Origin of the sequence: Janibacter sp. GXQ6167 (assembly GCF_041365945.1) — a bacterium.
Taxonomy (GTDB): Bacteria; Actinomycetota; Actinomycetes; order Actinomycetales; family Dermatophilaceae; genus JBGFSK01.
Window position 1 is genome coordinate 362,842 of the sequence record NZ_JBGFSK010000003.1, and the last position, 17,852, is coordinate 380,693.

The 17,852-nt window shown below is 71.2% G+C and carries 16 protein-coding genes and 1 riboswitch; of the genes, 8 read left to right on the top strand and 8 right to left on the bottom strand.

All coding sequences use genetic code 11. From position 1 onward, the window contains the following. Window positions 1–3 precede the first annotated feature (3 nt). Window positions 4–753, bottom strand: coding sequence for a precorrin-4 C(11)-methyltransferase (cobM, locus tag AB8K43_RS06630; protein WP_370892700.1), 750 nt, complete (start codon window positions 751–753; stop codon window positions 4–6). 15 nt (window positions 754–768) lie between these two features. After that, window positions 769–1,998 carry a precorrin-6y C5,15-methyltransferase (decarboxylating) subunit CbiE gene (cbiE, locus tag AB8K43_RS06635; RefSeq protein WP_370892702.1) on the bottom strand — a complete coding sequence of 410 codons (1,230 nt, stop codon included), beginning with the start codon at window positions 1,996–1,998 and terminating at the stop codon, window positions 769–771. Window positions 1,999–2,003: 5 nt separating this feature from the next. Further along, window positions 2,004–2,165: riboswitch (cobalamin riboswitch) on the top strand. A 68-nt stretch (window positions 2,166–2,233) separates the two neighbouring features. On the opposite strand from cbiE, the gene AB8K43_RS06640 reads away from it, so the two are divergent. The 8 genes from AB8K43_RS06640 to AB8K43_RS06675 are packed head-to-tail and all read left to right on the top strand — an operon-like array spanning window position 2,234 to window position 11,720. Then, on the top strand, window positions 2,234–4,324 hold the full coding sequence (locus tag AB8K43_RS06640; protein ID WP_370892704.1) for a VWA domain-containing protein: 2,091 nt from the start codon (window positions 2,234–2,236) through the stop codon (window positions 4,322–4,324). Further along, window positions 4,324–4,938 (top strand): cob(I)yrinic acid a,c-diamide adenosyltransferase, encoded by a 615-nt coding sequence (cobO, locus tag AB8K43_RS06645; protein ID WP_370892706.1) that lies wholly within the window; start codon window positions 4,324–4,326, stop codon window positions 4,936–4,938. Before AB8K43_RS06640 ends, cobO begins: the two co-directional genes overlap by 1 nt. Continuing rightward, complete coding sequence (locus AB8K43_RS06650; protein WP_370892708.1) at window positions 4,932–7,424, top strand: cobyrinate a,c-diamide synthase; 2,493 nt, start codon at window positions 4,932–4,934, stop codon at window positions 7,422–7,424. Before cobO ends, AB8K43_RS06650 begins: the two co-directional genes overlap by 7 nt. Then, window positions 7,421–8,407 carry a uroporphyrinogen-III C-methyltransferase gene (gene cobA, locus AB8K43_RS06655; protein WP_370892710.1) on the top strand — a complete coding sequence of 329 codons (987 nt, stop codon included), beginning with the start codon at window positions 7,421–7,423 and terminating at the stop codon, window positions 8,405–8,407. The genes AB8K43_RS06650 and cobA overlap by 4 nt, the downstream gene beginning before the upstream one ends. Next, window positions 8,404–9,444, top strand: coding sequence for a nicotinate-nucleotide--dimethylbenzimidazole phosphoribosyltransferase (gene cobT, locus AB8K43_RS06660; protein WP_370892712.1), 1,041 nt, complete (start codon window positions 8,404–8,406; stop codon window positions 9,442–9,444). Before cobA ends, cobT begins: the two co-directional genes overlap by 4 nt. Before the next feature lie 9 nt (window positions 9,445–9,453). Then, window positions 9,454–10,230 carry an adenosylcobinamide-GDP ribazoletransferase gene (locus tag AB8K43_RS06665; protein WP_370892714.1) on the top strand — a complete coding sequence of 259 codons (777 nt, stop codon included), beginning with the start codon at window positions 9,454–9,456 and terminating at the stop codon, window positions 10,228–10,230. Then, complete coding sequence (locus AB8K43_RS06670; RefSeq protein WP_370892716.1) at window positions 10,227–10,757, top strand: bifunctional adenosylcobinamide kinase/adenosylcobinamide-phosphate guanylyltransferase; 531 nt, start codon at window positions 10,227–10,229, stop codon at window positions 10,755–10,757. The genes AB8K43_RS06665 and AB8K43_RS06670 overlap by 4 nt, the downstream gene beginning before the upstream one ends. A 3-nt stretch (window positions 10,758–10,760) precedes the next feature. Then, entirely contained in the window at window positions 10,761–11,720 is a 960-nt protein-coding gene (locus AB8K43_RS06675) for a cobalamin biosynthesis protein (RefSeq protein ID WP_370892718.1), read from the top strand. 18 nt (window positions 11,721–11,738) lie between these two features. On the opposite strand, the gene AB8K43_RS06680 is transcribed toward AB8K43_RS06675, so the two are convergent. The 6 genes from AB8K43_RS06680 to AB8K43_RS06705 form a co-directional block, all read right to left on the bottom strand. Further along, window positions 11,739–12,602 (bottom strand): M14 family zinc carboxypeptidase, encoded by an 864-nt coding sequence (locus AB8K43_RS06680; protein ID WP_370892719.1) that lies wholly within the window; start codon window positions 12,600–12,602, stop codon window positions 11,739–11,741. A gap of 192 nt (window positions 12,603–12,794) precedes the next feature. Beyond that, on the bottom strand, window positions 12,795–13,550 hold the full coding sequence (locus AB8K43_RS06685) for a cobalt-precorrin-6A reductase (protein WP_370892721.1): 756 nt from the start codon (window positions 13,548–13,550) through the stop codon (window positions 12,795–12,797). Window positions 13,551–13,552: 2 nt separating this feature from the next. Beyond that, window positions 13,553–14,338 carry a TSUP family transporter gene (locus AB8K43_RS06690; RefSeq protein ID WP_370892781.1) on the bottom strand — a complete coding sequence of 262 codons (786 nt, stop codon included), beginning with the start codon at window positions 14,336–14,338 and terminating at the stop codon, window positions 13,553–13,555. Beyond that, complete coding sequence (locus tag AB8K43_RS06695; protein WP_370892723.1) at window positions 14,335–15,144, bottom strand: HAD family hydrolase; 810 nt, start codon at window positions 15,142–15,144, stop codon at window positions 14,335–14,337. The genes AB8K43_RS06690 and AB8K43_RS06695 overlap by 4 nt, the downstream gene beginning before the upstream one ends. After that, window positions 15,141–16,907 carry a proline--tRNA ligase gene (locus tag AB8K43_RS06700; protein ID WP_370892783.1) on the bottom strand — a complete coding sequence of 589 codons (1,767 nt, stop codon included), beginning with the start codon at window positions 16,905–16,907 and terminating at the stop codon, window positions 15,141–15,143. Before AB8K43_RS06700 ends, AB8K43_RS06695 begins: the two co-directional genes overlap by 4 nt. A 164-nt stretch (window positions 16,908–17,071) precedes the next feature. Continuing rightward, window positions 17,072–17,845, bottom strand: coding sequence for an NAD-dependent deacetylase (locus AB8K43_RS06705; RefSeq protein ID WP_370892724.1), 774 nt, complete (start codon window positions 17,843–17,845; stop codon window positions 17,072–17,074). Window positions 17,846–17,852 lie beyond the last annotated feature (7 nt).

Sequence of the window (17,852 nt, forward strand, 5' to 3'; positions counted from 1 at the left end):
CACTCAGGCGCGGGCGGGTCGCGGGCGGCAGGAGTACAGGTGCGACTCGACGAAGCCCTCGGCGTTCAGCGCCCACCCGACGATGATGACCGCTGCTTGGCGTAGGCCAGCCTCTTCGACCTGGTCGGCGATATCGGCGAGCGTGCCTCGCAGGATCAGTTCCTCGGGCCCCGAGACCTGCGAGCCGACGACCACCGGGCAGTCGGCGCCGTAGTGCGCGGCGAGTTCCTCGGCGAGGCGCCGAGTGTGCCGGATCGCGAGGTGCAGCACGAGGGTCGCACCGGTCGCGGCGAAGGCGGCCAGCTGCTCCCCCGGCGGCATCTTGGTGGAGTCCTTATGCGCCCGGGTGAGGACGACCGACTGGGCCACCTCCGGCACGGTGAGTTCTCGGCCGACGAGGGCCGCGGTCGCCGCGTACGCCGCCACCCCGGGGGTGATATCCCAGGGCACGCCGGCCGCGTCCAGCCGCCGCGCCTGTTCGGCGATCGCCGAGTACACCGACGGGTCGCCCGAGCAGAGACGCGCGACCGACCAACCCGCCTCGTGCCCGCGCACCAGGTGGGCGGTGATTTCATCGAGCGAGAGGTGCTGGGTGTCGACTAGCTCGGCGTCCGGTGGGCAGTGCGAGAGCACCTCGGCATCGAGATAGGTCCCCGCGTAGAGACACATCTGGCTGTGCCCGAGTAGCCGGGTCGCGCGCACGGTGAGCAGGTCGGCGGCGCCGGGTCCGGCTCCGATGAAATGAACGGTCACGTCGCCAAACTTTCCTTAAGTAAGCGGGTCGATCTTGGTCGCCGACCACTGCGTAATCGGGCGGGCAGGCTTCCAGGACAGGTAGCGCCCGAGGGCCTCGGCGTGCTCGACCGACAGGCGGGTCAGTGAGCCACCGTGTTCGCGGAAGGCGGCCAGGCAGACCTCTTCGGCCTCCAAGGTCACCGCGTGGACGACGCATCGGCCGCCGATGGGCAGTCGCGACCACGCCGCCGCGAGGACATCGCGGTCAACTCCCCCGCCGAAGAAGACCGCGTCGGGCGAAGGGAGGGCGCCGAGCACCTCGATGGTCTCGCCGGTCACGACGGTGACGGCCTCAGGGACACCGAGGCGAGCGGCGTTGGCCTCGACCCGCGCGGCACGCTCGAGATCGCGCTCCACCGCCACGGTGAGGGCACCCGGCGCCGCGAGCGCCCACTCGATCCCGACGGCTCCGGACCCGGCGCCGAGATCCCACAGGACCTGGCCGGGGGTGGGGCGCAGGTGAGCAAGAGCACTGGCGCGCACGTCCCGCTTGGTGATCTGGCCATCGTGGTCGAAGGCGTCTTCGCTCCGCCCGGGCGCGGGCCCCTGATCGGCCCCGCCGTCCGCAACCTCCAGGCACACGAGCACCAGATCGGGGGTCGGTTCTGGGCCCCAGGTCGCGGCCGTCGCGGTCGAGGACCCCTCGCGCGGCCCCCCGAGATGCCACCAAGCGGTCATCGCGGAGTCGCCATAGCCCGCCGCACTCACGCGGTCGGCGACGCGGGCTGGCCCATCGCCGTCACCGCACAGCACGATCAGGCGCGCTCCCGGGGTCAGCCAGCGGACAACCCGATCGATATCCCGCCCAACGAGCGTGATGACCTGCACGGATTCGGCCGACCAGCCCATCCGCGCCCGCGCCAGCAGGTCCGAGGAGACGGTCGGATAGATGCTGACGGAATCCGCCCCGAGCACCTCGATGAGCGTGGTGCCAATCCCCGACCGCAGCGGATCTCCACTCGCAAGGACCACGACCGGGCCAGGCTCTCGCGCCAGCCCCGGCAACGCCGGGCGAAGGGGGCTCGGCCACGCCCTTCGCTCCTGGCCCTCGATCTCGGGGAGGAACTCCAGGTGACGAGCGCCGCCCATGACGAGGCGCGCACGCTCGACCAGGGAGCGCTCATGCGGGCCCAGGGCCTCCCACCCGGCCTCACCGATACCGACGACCTCGATCACGCCCGCCACCTTAATCGCGCGGGTCATGGCGCACCGAGTCGCCCAGCGCAGGTGTGGGATGATGACCGGCGACGCAGACGTGAGGAATCCGGTGAGAATCCGGCAGCGGTCCCGCCACTGTGAGGGCTCCCTTCTTTCGTTTCCCGCGAAGGGGGCTTAAAGCCAGAACATCACCCTGCGTCGCGCTCGGCGCACTCCCGCGTCGGCGCTTGACGCTCATCCGGCGAGCGTGGTTACTCGCCTAGGAGGACTTGCTTCGCGCATGACCCAGTACCCCTTCGCCGCCATCGTCGGCGCCGACGACATGGCCCTGGCCCTGCTCCTGACGACCGTCTCGCCCGAGGTCGGTGGTGTCCTCGTCCGCGGCGAGAAGGGCACCGCGAAATCCACGATGGTGCGCGCCCTCACCGATGTCCTCCCCGAGCAGCAGGTCGTCGCGGGCTGCCGCTTCGGGTGCGACCCGGCGGCCCCGGACCCCACCTGCCCCGACGGCCCGCACGCCGAGGCAGCGACCACCACCCGCGCCGCTCGCCTCGTCGAGCTCCCCGTCGGCGCGACCGAGGACCGCGTGATCGGCTCGCTCGACCTGCGCAAGGCGCTCGGCGCGGGTGAGGCGAGCTTCGAGCCTGGCCTCCTCGCCGACGCGAACCGCGGCCTGCTCTATGTCGATGAGGTGAACCTGCTCCACGATCACCTCGTCGACCTTCTCCTCGACGCCGCCGCGATGGGCCGCAACACCGTCGAGCGCGACGGGGTCTCGGTCAGTCACGCCGCGCGGGTCGTGCTCGTCGGCACGATGAATCCCGAAGAGGGGGAGCTCCGCCCCCAGCTGCTCGACCGCTTCGGCCTCACCGTCGAGATCGCCGCCAGCCGTGACCCGCAGCAGCGCGCCGAGGTCGTCCGTAGGCGTCTCGCCTTCGACGCCAACCCGGAGACCTTCGCCGCGTCCCACGCCGCCGAGCAGGAGTCCCTCCGCGAGCGGATCGCCGCCGCCCAAGCCCTGCTGCCCGACGTCGCGCTCAGCGACTGGGCCCTGACCAAGATCGCGACGGTGTGCGCCGGCTTCGATGTCGACGGGATGCGCGCCGACATCGTGACCGCCCGCGCCGCCCGGGCCAACGCCGCCTGGGAGGGCCGGACCGATGTCACCCGCGAGGACATCCGCGTCGCCGCGCGCCTCGCCTTGCCCCACCGTCGGCGCCGCAACCCCTTCGACGCCCCGGGCCTCGACGAGGACCTCCTCGACGACCTGCTCGGCGACGACGACCCGGACGATGATCCCCCCACTGACCCGGACCGGCCGGACGACGAACCCGACCGCGACGACGACCAGGACGAAGGGGGCGAAGAGGCCGACGGGCCGCCCCCGAACCACGACGGCGGTCCGCAGGATCAGAGCCCGGACACTCCGCAGGCTCCCGAGCAGCCCGCGCCGCCGCAACCGCAGGCGCCGCAGGACCACGCGCCGGATGCGCCCGAGGACGCCCCCGAGTCGGCACCTGCCGCTGCGGGAGTCGCGGCGGCGCAATCCCCCTTCCGCACCCGCAAGCTCACCGTGCGCGGTCTCGGGCAGGGCGAGCCGGGCAAACGAAGCCACGCTATCACCGACTTCGGCCGGACGATTGGCTCCCGTCGCCCGCGCGGTGACGAGCACGGGCACCCCCACCTCGTTGCGACGATCACCGCCGCGGCGCGCCGTCAGGCGGGTGAACCCCGCCCGGAGCGGACCCGAACCGACCGGCTCCGGATCACCTCGAGCGACCTGCGGACCACAATCGCGCAGGGCCGCGAGTCCAATCTCGTGCTCTTCGTCGTCGACGCCTCCGGCTCGATGGCGGCGCGCAAACGGATGGCCGAGGTGAAGACCGCCGTGCTCTCGCTCCTGCTCGATGCCTACCAGCGCCGGGACCGGGTGGGACTGATCACCTTCCGCGGCAGCGACGCCCACCGCGATCTGCCCCCCACCTCCTCGGTCGAAGCCGCCGCGGCCTGCCTTGCGGACCTCCCCCACGGCGGGCGCACCCCCCTCGCCGAAGGGCTCACCGAGGCCGCGCGGGTCCTGCGCCTTGAGCACATTCGCGACCCCCGACGTCGTTCGCTGCTCGTCCTTGTCACCGACGGTCGAGCGACCGCCGGCCCCGACGCCCTCACCCGGGCCCAGCACATCGCCGAGCGCTGGCCCGGCACCGACACCGTCGTCGTCGACTGCGAGAGCGGGCGCTTCCGCCTTGGCCTCGCCGCCGACCTCGCCCACCGCATGGGCGCCGAGCACGTCCCCCTCGAGCAGATCGCCGCCGGCGCCCTGGTCGACGTCGTGCGCGACGCCCGACTGAACCGCAGGAGCGCCGCCTGATGGCCCAAGGACAGACCCCCGTCGTCGCGCAGGACGGCAAGACCACCCGCCAGCGCCGCCACTCCCCCCTCGTCGTCGTCCACTCCGGCGCGGGCAAGGGCAAGTCGACCGCCGCCTTTGGCCTCGCCCTGCGCGGTTGGAACCAGGGCTGGTCGATCGGTGTCTTCCAGTTCGTGAAGTCCGCGAAGTGGCGGATCGGCGAGGAGGCGGCCCTCACCGCGCTCGGCCGGTTGCACGAGGAGACCGGCGAAGGGGGACCCGTCGAGTGGCACAAGATGGGCTCCGGATGGTCCTGGTCGCGCAAGGCCGGGTCCGAAGAGGACCACGCCGCCGACGCCCAAGAGGGCTGGGCCGAGATCAAGCGCCGCCTCGCCGCCGAACAGCACACCGTGTATGTCCTCGACGAGTTCACCTACCCGATGAAGTGGGGCTGGATCGACATCGATGATGTCGTGACGACCCTCACCGAGCGCCCCGGCTACCAACACGTCATCATCACCGGCCGCGACCCGCACCCGCGCCTGCTCGAGATCGCCGACGTCGCGACCGAGATGACCAAGCTCGCGCACCCCTTCGACCGCGGTCAGAAGGGGCAAAAGGGCATCGAGTGGTAGCGAGCACCTCCCTGCCGCGGATCGCGATCGCGGCACCGGCCTCCGGGCAGGGCAAGACCACCGTCGCGGTCGGGATCATGGCGGCGCTCACCCGCGCCGGGCACGCCGTCGCGCCCGCGAAGGTCGGACCGGATTACATCGACCCGGGCTACCACGCGCTCGCGACCGGACGCCCGGGCCGCAACCTCGACCCCTGGCTGACGAGCGAGGAGCTCATCGCTCCGCTCCTGCTGCATGGCGCGGCGACTCCGGCGCCCGCGGATCTCGCGGTCATCGAAGGGGTGATGGGCCTCTTCGATGGACGGATCGGCACCGATGGGTACGCCTCGACCGCCCACCTCGCGCGGCTCACCCGCACCCCCGTCGTCATGGTCGTCGACATCTCCTCGGCGGCCCGTACGGTCGGCGCGATCGTGCATGGCCTGCGGACCTATGACGAGCGGGTCGAGGTCGCCGGGGTGATCCTCAACAAGTCCGGCAGCCCCCGCCACGCCGGCGAGGTGCGGCGCAGCGTCGAGTCCCTGGGCCTGCCCGTCCTCGGTGTCCTCCCCCGCGACGCCGGGGTCAGCGCGCCCTCGCGCCATCTTGGGCTCGTCCCCGTCGCCGAACGCGATGACGCGGCCTCATCCCTTGACCGCCTCGCCGAGCAAACCGCCGAATTTATCGATCTCGATGCCCTCGTCGCGCTCGCCCGCACCGCTCCCCCGCTGTCCGCCACGGCGTGGGATCCGGGTGCGGCACTAGGCGATCGGCGGGTCGAAGGGGGTCCTGCACCGGTCGTCGCGGTGGCCGGCGGCCGAGCCTTCACCTTCCGCTACGCCGAGACCGAGGAGCTCCTCCGCGCGGCCGGGTGCCGGCCGGTCCCCTTCGACCCGGCGATCGATACGAGCCTGCCGCCGGGGACCGCGGGGCTCTACCTCGGCGGTGGCTTCCCCGAGGTGCACGCCGTCGCCCTCTCACGTAACACGGCGCTGCTGCGCGAGGTCGGCGACGCCGTCGCGTCCGGGGTTCCGACGGTGGCGGAGTGCGCGGGGCTGCTCTACCTCTCCGAGGCCGTGGACGGGCACCCCTTCGTCGGCGCCGTCCCCACCCGCGCGGCCATGCACCCGCGCCTCACCCTGCACTACCGGATCTCCCGGACCACGGTCGCCACCCTCCTCGGCCCCGCCGGGACCGAAGTGAGGGGCCACGAGTTCCACCGCACGCAGACCGACCCGCCCGCGGGTCCGGTCCCCGCGTGGGCGACGGAGCAGGTGACCGACGGTTGGGCGCTTGACCCGGCCGGGACCGGCACCCCGACCCTGCACGCCTCCTACCTGCACACCCACTGGGCGGGGTCCCCGCAAGTGGCGGCCTCCTTCGCCGATGCCGTGCGCGCGCACCGCGCCGCACCGGCTCGCTCCCTTCCCTCGTCGATCGCGCCACTGCCCGTCTCCTCGCCCGCCACCGAGCCGCCCTCGACGGCACCTGGTCTCGACCACCACGGCGACGCCGAGTTGGCCGAAGGACTGGTGGACCTCGCGGTCAACGTCCGTCAGGCGCAGCCGCCACGGTGGCTCGCTGCGCACGTGAGCGCGACCACCGCCGGGCTCGGCGCCTACCCGTCGACGACGAGGGCGCGCACGTCCATCGCCCGCCGCCACGGTGTGCCGGAGGAGATGGTCCTGCCGACCGCCGGGGCTGCCGAGGCGTTCACGCTGGCCGCCCGAGGGCTTCAGGTGAAGGCCCCCCTGATCGTGCACCCCCAGTTCACCGAGCCCGATCTGGCCCTGATGCGCGCGGGCCACGCCGTGCACCACCACGTGTTGCAGGCCGGCGATGACTTCATGCTCGACCCCGGCTCGGTCCCCGACAGCGCCGACCTCGTCATCGTCGGGAATCCGACGAATCCCACCGGGGTGCTGCACTCGGCCGACACCCTGCGCGCCTTGCGCCGCCCCGGACGCATCCTGCTCGTCGATGAAGCGTTCCTCGACGCGGTGCCGGGCGAGGCCGACAGCCTCATTGGACCGGACATGGATGGCGTGCTCGTCGTGCGCAGCCTCACCAAAACGTGGGCCCTTGCGGGTCTGCGCGCCGGCTACGTGGTCGGCGACCCCGAGCTGATCGCCGCGCTCGCCGAGCAGCAGCCGCACTGGTCGGTCTCCTCCCCTGCCACCGCAGTCATGGAGGCGACGGCCACTCCGGCTGCACTCGCCGAGGCCGATGGCTTGGCCCGCGAAGGGGTGGCCTGGCGGGCTCACCTCGTGCGAGGGCTGAGCGACCTTGGCCTCCGCCCCGTCCCGGGGTCGGCCCCCTTCGTCCTGGTCGAGGTCGGCGACGGAGTGCGCGAGGCCCTGCGGGCGCGCGGCTACGCCGTCCGCCGGGGTGATACCTTCCCCGGGCTTGGACCCGCCTGGGTCCGGATCGCCGTCCGCGATCCCCTCACCATCGACGGCCTGCTCCGCGAGTTGGCCACCATCGCACCCACGGAGCGCATCGCATGAGCCTCACCCTGCCCGGCACGCCGACCACCGCCCTGGTCACACACCCGGGGCCGCGGGTCGCCGAGACCGTGCACCCGCTCATCGACGCCGGTGCGGCGGTCACGATCCTCACCGAGTCCCCCGGAGCCGTCGTGACCGATCTCGCCGACCGGGGCCTCATCACCGCGGTGACGTCGGCGAACCCGCTTGACTTCGACCTCGTCGTGCGCGATCTGGCGACCGCCGAGGCGGCGCCGACACCCGTGGCCGCCGCGCCTGGCGAAGTCGTCCTCGTCGGAGGCGGGCCCGGCAGCCCGGGCCTGATGACCCTCGACGGGCTCGCGGCCCTGACCGCCGCCGATGTCATCGTCTACGACCGGCTCGCTCCGCTCGGCCTGCTCGACCACGCGCGTCAGGACGCGATCCGCATCCCCGTCGGCAAGATCCCGCGCGGTGAGTTCACCCCGCAGGAGCGAATCAACGCCGTCCTGCTCGAGCATGCCCGCGCCGGACGCTCCGTCGTGCGCTTGAAGGGGGGCGACAACTTCGTCTTCGGCCGCGGCGGCGAAGAGTGGAATGCCTGCGTCGACGCCGGGATCCCCGTGCGGGTGGTCCCCGGGGTCACCTCCGCCGTGGCCGTCCCCGCCCTCGCCGGGATCCCGGTCACCCATCGCCACCTCACTCCGGGCTTCGTCGTGGTGACCGGCCACGTCGCACCCGGCGATTCCCGCAATGACGTCAACTGGGACGCCCTCGCGACCTGCGGGCTCACCGTGGTGATCTTGATGGGCGTGGGTGCGCTGGACCAGATCGTCGACCGATTGATCGGGGCCGGGATGGACCCCCAGACCCCCGCGGCCTGCATTGCCGACGGCGGGATGCCAACCCAGCGCGCCGCTCGAGCCGACCTGGCACATCTCGCCCACGCGGCCGCCGACGCGCAGATCAGCGCGCCTGCCGTCACCGTGATCGGCCCGAGCGTGGCCGCATTGGAGCAGCCGTGAAGCCGGTCGCCCCGCCAGACCCGGACGCCTACGCCCTCGCCCGCGAGCGCCTGGATGGCCTCGCCAAGCCACGTCGATCCCTGGGGCGTCTGGAGGACCTGGCGGCCTGGTGGTCGGCCTGCCAGGGCCAGTGCCCGCCCAGCGCTCTGGAGCGGGTGCGCGTCGTCGTCCCCGCGGGCGACCATGGGGTCGTCGCGTCGGGGGTCAGCGCCTACCCCGCCGAGATCACCGGCGCGATGGTCCGCACCATTGCGGCTGGGCTCGCTGGCGTCAGCGTGATCGCTCGCCAGCACGATGCGTCCGTGCGGGTCTTGGATATCAGTGTCTCCGCAGACCTCACCGACCTCGATGAGGCGATCACCTCCCACAAGCTCGGGCGTGGCAGTGGTGCGATCGACATCGAGGATGCGATGACGGTCGAGCAGGCTGAGCAGGCCCTCGCCACCGGCGCGCGCATCGTCGGGGAGGAGATCGAGGCCGGCGCCCAACTGCTGATCGTTGGCGACCTCGGGATTGGCAACACCACCCCGGCCGCGGCGCTGATCGCCTCCAGCCTCGGCGTGGAGGCCGATGCCGTGACCGGTCGGGGCACGGGACTCGACGACGAGGGCCTCGCCCGCAAAACCGCGGTCGTTCAGGCCGCCCTGGATCGCGCCCGTCGCGAGGACAAGGTGCGCGACCCCATCAAGCGCCTCGCGGCGCTCGGCGCGCCCGATCTCGCCGTCGCGGTGGGCATGCTGGTCGAGGCCGCGCGGCGCCGCCTGCCCGTCCTGCTCGATGGGGTGATCAATGTCGCCGAAGCGGTCATCGCCGAGGCCATCGCTCCCGGATCGCGCGCCTGGTGGCAGGCGGGCCACCGCTCCCCCGAGCCGGCCCAAGCGATTGCCCTGGAACACCTTGGCCTCACCCCGCTCATCGACCTCGGCATGCGTCTCGGCGAAGGCAGCGGCGCCGTCACCGCCCTTCCCCTGCTGCGCTCGGCGATCGCCGTGATCAACGAGATGGCTCTGCTCGCCGACCTGCTTCCACCGGAGTAGGTCGCCGACATGTCACTCACCGCGGGTCTGCGCCTCGCGACCGGGACGCTTACCGTCATCCCGGTCGGCGATATCGGCGCGCCCGACCGGCGCGTCGGGCGCGCCGCCATGCTGCTCGCTCCGGTCGCGGCGCTCCCCTTGGGCCTCATCGCCGCCGCCATCGTGGCCGCCGGGCGGGCCATCGGGCTCGCCCCCTTCGTCACCGCAGGACTGACCCTCGGCGCGCTCGCCCTCGCGACCCGCGCGATGCACCTCGACGCGCTCGCCGACACCGCCGACGGGATCGGCGCGGGCTGGGATCGCGACCGCGCGCTCGAGGTCATGCACCGCGGAGATGTCGGCCCGATGGGCGCCGCGGCCCTGGTCATCACGCTGCTCACTCAAGCCGGGGCCATCGCGGCTCTCGCGCAGGCCGAGCGCGGCTGGCTGCTCGTCGCCGCGGCCGTGATCTGCTCACGCACCGCCTGCGCCCTCATGTGCGCGACCATCGTGCCCGCCGCGCGGCAATCCGGGATGGGCGCGGTCATGGCTGCTTCCGTCCCGGTAGGGCTGGTGGTGCTCGCGTTGGGTGCGACGACAGCCGCCCTCGTCATCGCCGCGCTCGTTGCGGGAGTAGCGTGGTGGGTTGGCTTGCTTGCCTCCGCCGTGGCCTGGCTCACCGTCGCGCTGGTCACCCGCACCGCCATCCGAGTCTTCGGTGGCGTCACCGGCGATGTCCTCGGCGCCGGCATCGAAATCGCGGCAACCATCCTTCTCATCGTCTACTCCACGGGAGCCATTGCATGAAGACCCTGATCACCGGAGGCATTCGCTCCGGCAAGTCCGACTACGCCGAATCGCTCTTCGCCGACCTCGACTCGGTGACCTACATCGCGACCGGTGCAGTCCCTGAGGCGAGCGACGCCGACTGGTCGGCGCGCATCGCGGCTCACCGCGCGGGCCGACCGACGGCGTGGACCACGATCGAGACCACTGACCTGCCGACCGCGCTCAACGAGGCCACCGGGCCGGTCCTCATCGATTCCCTTGGGACCTGGCTGACCGCGCGCCTTGACGCTCTGGCGGCGTGGGACGCTCCGGAAGAGAAGTGGGGTCTGGAGCTGCGCACCGAGGTCACCGAGCTCGTCGCGGCCCTGCGCTCGGGGGTCGACATCGCCCTAGTGAGCGAAGAGGTCGGGATGAGCGTGGTCTCCAGCAACCGCGCCGGGCGCGTCTTCGCTGACTGGCTCGGGCGGATCAACCAGGAGGTCGCGACGGTCTGCGACCGCGTCGTTCTCGTGGTCGCCGGCCAGCCCCTGGTCGTCAAGGGCTAAGTGATGCCCGACCTCCGGCGGGTCGCGCGTCGGGTGGATCCGGTCGCGGCCGGTCTGGTGCTCGGATATCTGGCGGACCGCCTCGTCGGCGACCCGCGACGCGGTCATCCCGTGGCCGGTTTTGGTCAGGCTGCTCTGCGCGTGGAGCAATTCACCTACGCCCCTCGGCGCTCCCGCGGTGTGTTGCACGAAGCGCTGCTGGTCGGGCCGGTCGTCCTGATTGGCCTCGCCGCGAGCCGCTGGCGCTCATTCCCCGCCGTCGCCTCCACTGCTACGGCCACCTGGGTCGTGCTCGGCGGGCGGTCCCTCGAACGCGAGGCTCGCGAAGTCCACCGGCGCTTGGAAGGGGGTGACCTCGGCGGCGCCCGCGAGCGCGTCTCGTGGATCGTGGGGCGCGACCCCTCCCAGTTGAGCGCGGACGAGGTCGCCCGAGCCTGCATCGAGTCGGTCGCCGAAAACACCGCCGACGCGGTGGTCGCGCCTCTTTTCTGGGGCGCTGTCGCCGGCATCCCGGGCCTGCTCGGCTATCGCGCGATCAATACGCTCGATGCGATGGTCGGCCACCGCAGCGAGCGCTATCGCGAGTTCGGTTGGGCCGCAGCGCGCCTGGACGATCTGGCCAATGCCATACCGGCGCGGCTCACTGTCCTCGCCACCATGATGGCGCGTCCGCGCGCGGTCGCTTCGATCCTCCACGCGGTGCGCGAGGACGCCCCGGCGCACCCGAGCCCGAATGCCGGCCCGGTCGAGGCGGCCGCCGCCGCCGCCCTTGGGGTCCGCCTCGGAGGGGCGAACACCTACGACGGCGTGAGCGAGGATCGCGGCTATCTCGGCGACGGGCCCGCCCCGACCGCATCCGATATCCCGCGAGCTGTCTCGCTCGTCCGCGCGAGCGGCGTCATCTCCCTTGGGATCGCCGTCGCCGCCCGCAGTCTCGTGCGGACGGCCATCGCGCGGCGCTAGGCCGAGGGACCGGCGTGGTTAAACCGGCGGTCGGGTAGGCCAACCCGTCGTCGCCCCGGTGTCGGTGAAGTAGCCGACATAGGGCACGTGCGGGATCCGATGCCAGATCATCGGGTCGGTCGCCGCGACCGCGCCCGTCGCCATTCCGTGCAGCAGTTCGGTGGCCCCTCGGACGTTTTGCTGGATGGCCTTGCCCCGCGACTTCTGACCAATCGAACCGCCGTAGGTCTCGAAGAAGACCATCGGGTGGGAGTGCCCGCTCGGGTTGAGGTTGTTCCAGTTGAGTCCGAGCATGACGGCCGAGGCGACACCGCCCTTGATGTCGATCTCGCGGTATTGGCCCGGCCCGCCCACGCTGTAGCGGTCAATGTTGACATAGCCGTACCGGCTCAGCTGCTCGTACACGTAGCCCTGCATGCGCCGCGTCGTCCGGTCAAACTCGCCGCCCCTGATATCGGGCAGGGTCGGCCCGCTCGGCGCGAGCGAGATCCCAAGAGACATGGTGATCGGCTCGTCGGTTTCGGTGTCGTATTTCAGACCCTGGTGGTGGATATCGAGCCCCCAGTCGGGCTTGACCTGCGTCCAGTACGTGTACCAAGCCTTCGACTCCTTGGCCACGAAGGCGTTCAGCGCCCAGTCGCGGTTGAGGTCGATCCGGCGCTCGGTCCCGTCTTGAAGGACGGTATGGCGGATGTAGAGCTCCGTCCCGTCGGGGTTGTACATCGGGATGACATGCACGGTGCAGGCGGCGCGGATGGCCCGCGCGGTTGGCGAACCGCTCGACCCGAGGGTCTTTAAGACATCGAGGAGCGTGTCGGTGCCATAGGGCTCGTTGCCGTGGATCCGTCCCTGCAGCCAGACCTTAGTCGCTCCGGTTCCCACGGTCGCGACGTACAACTCACGACCAGCCTCGGACCGGCCGGGATTGATCCCGAGGCCGCCAAGGTCGAGACCTTGACCGTGCCGCGCGAGGTCCGCTCGATCTGAGCGAGCTGCTTGACCATGTCGTCATAGGTGAGCAGCGCTGACAGCGGTCACACTGCGCCGTCAAGGCTTGTTCCGCTCGGGGCGCGGTCAGCGCGCCGGATGAGCAAGCCAGTGAAGGACCTGCGCGACCGTGCCCACTTCGGCCGCGCCGCTCGGGATCGCTGGTCGCGCGACGATGATCACGGGGACCCCCAACTCGGCCGCCGCATCGAGTTTCGCCGAGGTGTACGACCCGCCGGAGTCCTTGGTGAGCACGACGCCGACACCATGGCGGCGCATCACCTCGAGTTCGCCATCGACGGTGTACGGGCCGCGATCTTGCAGGACCGTCCAGCCATCTGGTGGCGCACCGTCGAGGGGCTCGACCACCCGTACCAGGACCTCCCGGCCAGCCCAGGACGCGTAGTGCTCCAGGGTCTGGCGTCCGGTCGTGATGAAGGGGGTGCCGCCCACCTCGTCGGCTCGCTCGCGCGCCCCGTCATACGAGGACACCCAGCGCCACTGGTCGGCGAGGGGATGCGATCGCCAGCCGGGACGCGCGAGGCGCAGCATAGGGATCGCAGCCTGCTCCCCCGCTGCGACGGCATGCGCGGTCATCGTCGTCGCGAAGGGATGCGTGGCGTCCACCAGGTGGGTGATCCCCTCACGGACGCAGTACGCCGCGAGCCCCTCCGCTCCCCCGAACCCGCCCGAGCGCACTCGACCGACCGGCAGCCGTGGGCGCGAGACGCGACCGGCCAGCGAGGATTCGACGTCGACACCGGCGTCGACGAGCGCCTGGGCGAGGGCCCTGGCCTCGGCCGTCCCGCCGAGGATCAGCACGCGTGGCTCCCCCTTCGCCATCGTCACCACCATCCGATCAGGTCGCCGCCGATGCGCACGATGAAGGCGCCAACGACCAGCACGAAGACCAGCCGCACGAACCCGCTCCCCCGGGCCACGGCCGTGCGCGCCCCGATGTACCCGCCGACCAGGTTGGCTCCGGCAAGGACCGCGCCAGCGGCCCACATCACATGCCCGCCGGGAGCGAAGATCACGAGGGCGCCAAGGTTCGTCGCGAAGTTGGTGATCTTGGCTTTGGCGCTCGCGTCCAAGAAGGCGTAGCCGAGCAGCCCGACGAGCGCGAAGACCATAAAGGACCCGGTCCCGGGTCCGAGCGCACCGTCGTAGATCCCAATGACGAAACCGGTCACCATCGCGACCCCGGTGTGCCTGGCACCGCTAAAACGCAACGCCGTGACCGATCCGAGGTCGGGCCGTAAGAGGGTGTACGCGCCCACGACGACGAGCAGCACCAAGATGATCGGGTTGAAGGCAGCCTTCGGGATGTGCAGGCCGATCAGGGCGCCGCCCATTGCTCCGAGGAAGGCGACCGCCGCCATCGGAAGGGCGGTCCGCAGGTCGGGCCGCACCCGCCGGTAGTAGGTGATCGCGCTCGTCGTCGTGCCGGCGATGGAGCCGAGCTTGTTGGTCGCGAGGACCTGAGCGGGGCTCGCGCCCGGGAAGGCGAGCAGGATCGCGGGAAGTTGGACCAGTCCGCCTCCGCCGACCACGGCGTCGATCCAGCCAGCGACGAGACCAGCAACCGCCAGCCAGATCAGGAACTCGCCGCCGAAGTCGACGCCCGTCACCGCGCGCCCGACCCCACGGTCCCCCACTCGGTCACGATGTCGAGCACGTCGCCGAGGTCGTGGGCTACGGCGTCGGGCGTCACGTCGACGTTGACCTGCTGGTCCACGGGGATATCGCTGTGGGGCACCCAGATCGCGCGAAGCCCTGCCTCCTGGGCGCCAAGGACATCCTCGTAGAGGCGGTCGCCGACGTAGACCGCAGACGTCGCCCGGACGCCGAGGGCATCCAGGGCAGCGGTAAAGGCCTCGGCGTGCGGCTTCACGACGTGGATCTCGGAGGAGTAGATATCCGCGTCGACGAACTCCAAGACTCCGTCGCGAGCGAGGACATCGCGGTGGTATCCGCGCGACCAGATGGTGTTGGAGAGCACCCCGATCGCGACCCCTCGCTCCTTCAGAGCGGTCCAGAGCGGCCGCACGGCCGGGTCCGTCACGGTATACGGCTCCCAGAACCGCCGGTAGGCGGCGAGCGCCAGGTGGTGCCGGTCATGTGCCGGGTCGAGCCCAGCTGCGCGTAGGACATCATCGAGCCGGGCGCTGGAAAAGTCGCTGCGCCCCCGTCGCCAGGCATCGTCTTCGACCGCGTGGATGCGCCCTGCCAACTCCTCGGCCCGCGCCAGATCCTCTGGCGGCACATCATCGGAATCGAGAGGCACCCCGCGGATCACCCGAGCGAAGATCCGCCACTGCTCGGCGAGGTCGATCGAGCGCCAGGGGGTGAGCGTGCCGCCCCAGTCGAAGATCACCGCCGCCACCGGCCCCGGCGTGGGGCGCGGTGCGGTGAGGCGGATCGCGTCGTCGCTCATGCCGAGCGGTCGCCTCCGACCTCGGCCACGATCTCGCGCACGGCATCGGCGACCGGGACGGAGCGCCGTTCGCCGCTGCGGCGGTCCTTGATCTCGATGAGCCCATCCGCGAGCGCCTTGCCGATGATCACGATGGTCGGGACGCCCAGCAACTCGGAGTCCTTGAACTTCACCCCGGGGCTCACCTTGCCCGCCCGGTCGTCGTACAGGACGTCGAGCCCGGCGGCCTCCAATTGAGCGGCGAGTTCACCGGCGGCGACGAAGAGGTCCTCCCCCTTCCCCGCGGCAACCAGATGCACATCGAAGGGGGCGACCTCGCGCGGCCAGATCAGCCCGAGCTCGTCGTGGTTGTCCTCGGCGATGACACCCACGGCGCGGGTGATCCCGATGCCATAGGAACCCATGGTGACCGTGACGAGCTTGCCGTGCTCGTCGAGGACCTTCAGGCCGAGCGCCTCGGCGTACTTGGTGCCGAGCTGGAAGATGTGGCCCATCTCCACGCCGCGGCGCAGGGTCAAGCCCGCGCCGCTCGGCCCGAGGTCACCCTCGCGGATCTCCGCGGCCTGGATCGTCCCGTCGGCGGTGAAATCGCGTCCGTACACGAGGTCGATGACGTGCTTGCCGTGCTCATCGGCGCCCGTCACCCAGGCGCTACCCTCGGCGACGCTCGGGTCGAGGAGATAGCGGATCCCGCTCGCCTTCTTTTCGCCGAGCACACCGGGCCCGATGTACCCCTTCGCGAGGCTCGGATGCTTGGCGAAGTCGCTCTCGTCGAAGGGGGCGACCTCGGCGGGGGCGACCTTGACTTCGAGTCGCTTGGGGTCGACCTCGCGGTCGCCGGGCAGGCCGATCGCGAGCGGCTCGCGGGTCCCATCCGGGTAGGCGAGCATGACGACGACGTTCTTCAAGGTGTCCGCAGCGGTCCACTCGCGGCCATCGGCCCGAGGGTGGTCGGCGTTCAGGGCCGCGACGAGGGTCTCGATCGTCGGGGTGTTCGGGGTGTCCTCGACGTGTGCGGGACCCGCGGTGACCTCGACCGGCGGCGCCTGCGGGACCTCAACCGCCTCGACATTGGCGGCATACCCCTGACCGTCACTCACGAAGGTGTCCTCGCCGCCGTCGTTCACGGCCAAGAACTCTTCGCTCGCGCTCCCGCCCATGGCACCGGAGTCGGCCTGGACGATCACGTACTCGAAGCCGAAGCGGTCGAAGATCTTGACGTAGGCCTGCCGGTGGAGGTCGTAGGACTTCTGCAGCCCGGCGGCATCGATGTCGAAGGAGTAGCTGTCCTTCATGATGAACTCGCGCCCGCGCAGGACCCCAGCCCGCGGCCGCGCCTCGTCCCGGTACTTCGTCTGGATCTGGTAGAGCGCGAGCGGGAGTTCCTTGTACGAGGTGTAGAACTCCTTGACCGCGAGGGTGAACATCTCCTCGTGCGTCGGCCCGAGCAGCATGTCCGCGTTCTTGCGGTCGGTGAGGCGGAAGAGGTTGTCGCCGTACTCGGTCCAGCGCCCGGTGGCCTCGTAGGGCTCCTTCGGGAGCAGGGCAGGGAAGGTGAGTTCCTGTGCCCCGATCGCGTCCATCTCTTCGCGCACGATCCCCTCCACCTTGCGCAGCACCTTCAGACCGAGCGGCAGCCAGGTGTAAATCCCCGGCGCCGCGCGGCGGATGTACCCCGCTCGCACCAGCAGTTTGTGGCCCGGGAGTTCGGCGTCCGCCGGATCCTCGCGAAGGGTGCGAAGGAACAGGGACGACATGCGCATGACCACGGGGGCAGGCTCCTTTTTTCACAAAAGCAGTGGTGCGAAGGGGGTAAGCGGCACCTCGCGGCACCCCGGGCAGGATATCGCGCGGTCCGGGAGGTCCACCCCGCGCGAGGGCGATCTCTGCGAGCCCACGGCTCGAGCCCCGGCACGGAGCCGCGGCGCTAGTCCCGCAGGGCGGCGACGAGGGGAGGCAGCGCCACCGCGACCGGTGCGCGGACGTGCAGGTGCGCCATATCGGAGATCTCGGTCTCTTGCGGGTTGATCTCGATCACCGTCGCGCCGGCCGCGAGCGCGATCGCGGGCAAGCCGGCCGCGGGGAAGACGACGCCCGAGGTCCCGATGACGAGGGCGACATCTCCCGGCGACAGGTTCTCGATCGCGGTGACCGTTGCTTCGAATTCGGCGAGCGGCAGGTCCTCTCCGAACCACACGACACCGGGACGCACGCGCTCCCCACACGTCTCGCAGCGCGGCGGCGCCAACCGTTCGACGGGCTTATCGGGGACCTCGACCGCGCCGTCGTAGGGCGCGCCGCACTCGGCGCAGCGGAACCGAAAGAGGCTGCCATGGAGGTGCGCGAGGACCTCAGAACCGGCGCGCTCGTGGAGGTCGTCGATGTTTTGGGTGGCGATGGTCGTCGGGCGCAACTGCGCCAACTCGGCGAGAGCGCGGTGACCGAGGTTCGGTTCCACGCCGCGCACCAACCCGATCCGCCACGCGTACCAGGCCCAGACGAACTCCGGGTCGTGCTGCCAGGCACCGGGGGTCGCAAGATCCTCCGGATCGAAATCTTCCCAGAGGCCGGTCTGGGCATCCCGGAAGGTGGGGACTCCGGACTCGGCGCTCATCCCGGCGCCCGAGAGGACCATCACCTGCTGCGCTGCGCGCACCGCCTCGACGATCTGCGGATCGAGCACGTGCGGCGTCGCGGTCACGGGTGAG

What these genes read in the sequence shown, in the direction of transcription:
- AB8K43_RS06675 (WP_370892718.1), top strand. Translation starts at nt 10,761, where the DNA reads ATGCCCGACCTCCGGCGGGTCGCGCGTCGGGTGGATCCGGTCGCGGCC.
- AB8K43_RS06640 (WP_370892704.1), top strand. Translation starts at nt 2,234, where the DNA reads ATGACCCAGTACCCCTTCGCCGCCATCGTCGGCGCCGACGACATGGCC.
- AB8K43_RS06685 (WP_370892721.1), bottom strand. Translation starts at nt 13,550, where the DNA reads ATGGCGAAGGGGGAGCCACGCGTGCTGATCCTCGGCGGGACGGCCGAG.
- cobA (WP_370892710.1), top strand. Translation starts at nt 7,421, where the DNA reads ATGAGCCTCACCCTGCCCGGCACGCCGACCACCGCCCTGGTCACACAC.
- AB8K43_RS06670 (WP_370892716.1), top strand. Translation starts at nt 10,227, where the DNA reads ATGAAGACCCTGATCACCGGAGGCATTCGCTCCGGCAAGTCCGACTAC.
- AB8K43_RS06695 (WP_370892723.1), bottom strand. Translation starts at nt 15,144, where the DNA reads ATGAGCGACGACGCGATCCGCCTCACCGCACCGCGCCCCACGCCGGGG.
- cobO (WP_370892706.1), top strand. Translation starts at nt 4,324, where the DNA reads ATGGCCCAAGGACAGACCCCCGTCGTCGCGCAGGACGGCAAGACCACC.
- AB8K43_RS06700 (WP_370892783.1), bottom strand. Translation starts at nt 16,907, where the DNA reads ATGCGCATGTCGTCCCTGTTCCTTCGCACCCTTCGCGAGGATCCGGCG.
- AB8K43_RS06665 (WP_370892714.1), top strand. Translation starts at nt 9,454, where the DNA reads ATGTCACTCACCGCGGGTCTGCGCCTCGCGACCGGGACGCTTACCGTC.
- cbiE (WP_370892702.1), bottom strand. Translation starts at nt 1,998, where the DNA reads ATGACCCGCGCGATTAAGGTGGCGGGCGTGATCGAGGTCGTCGGTATC.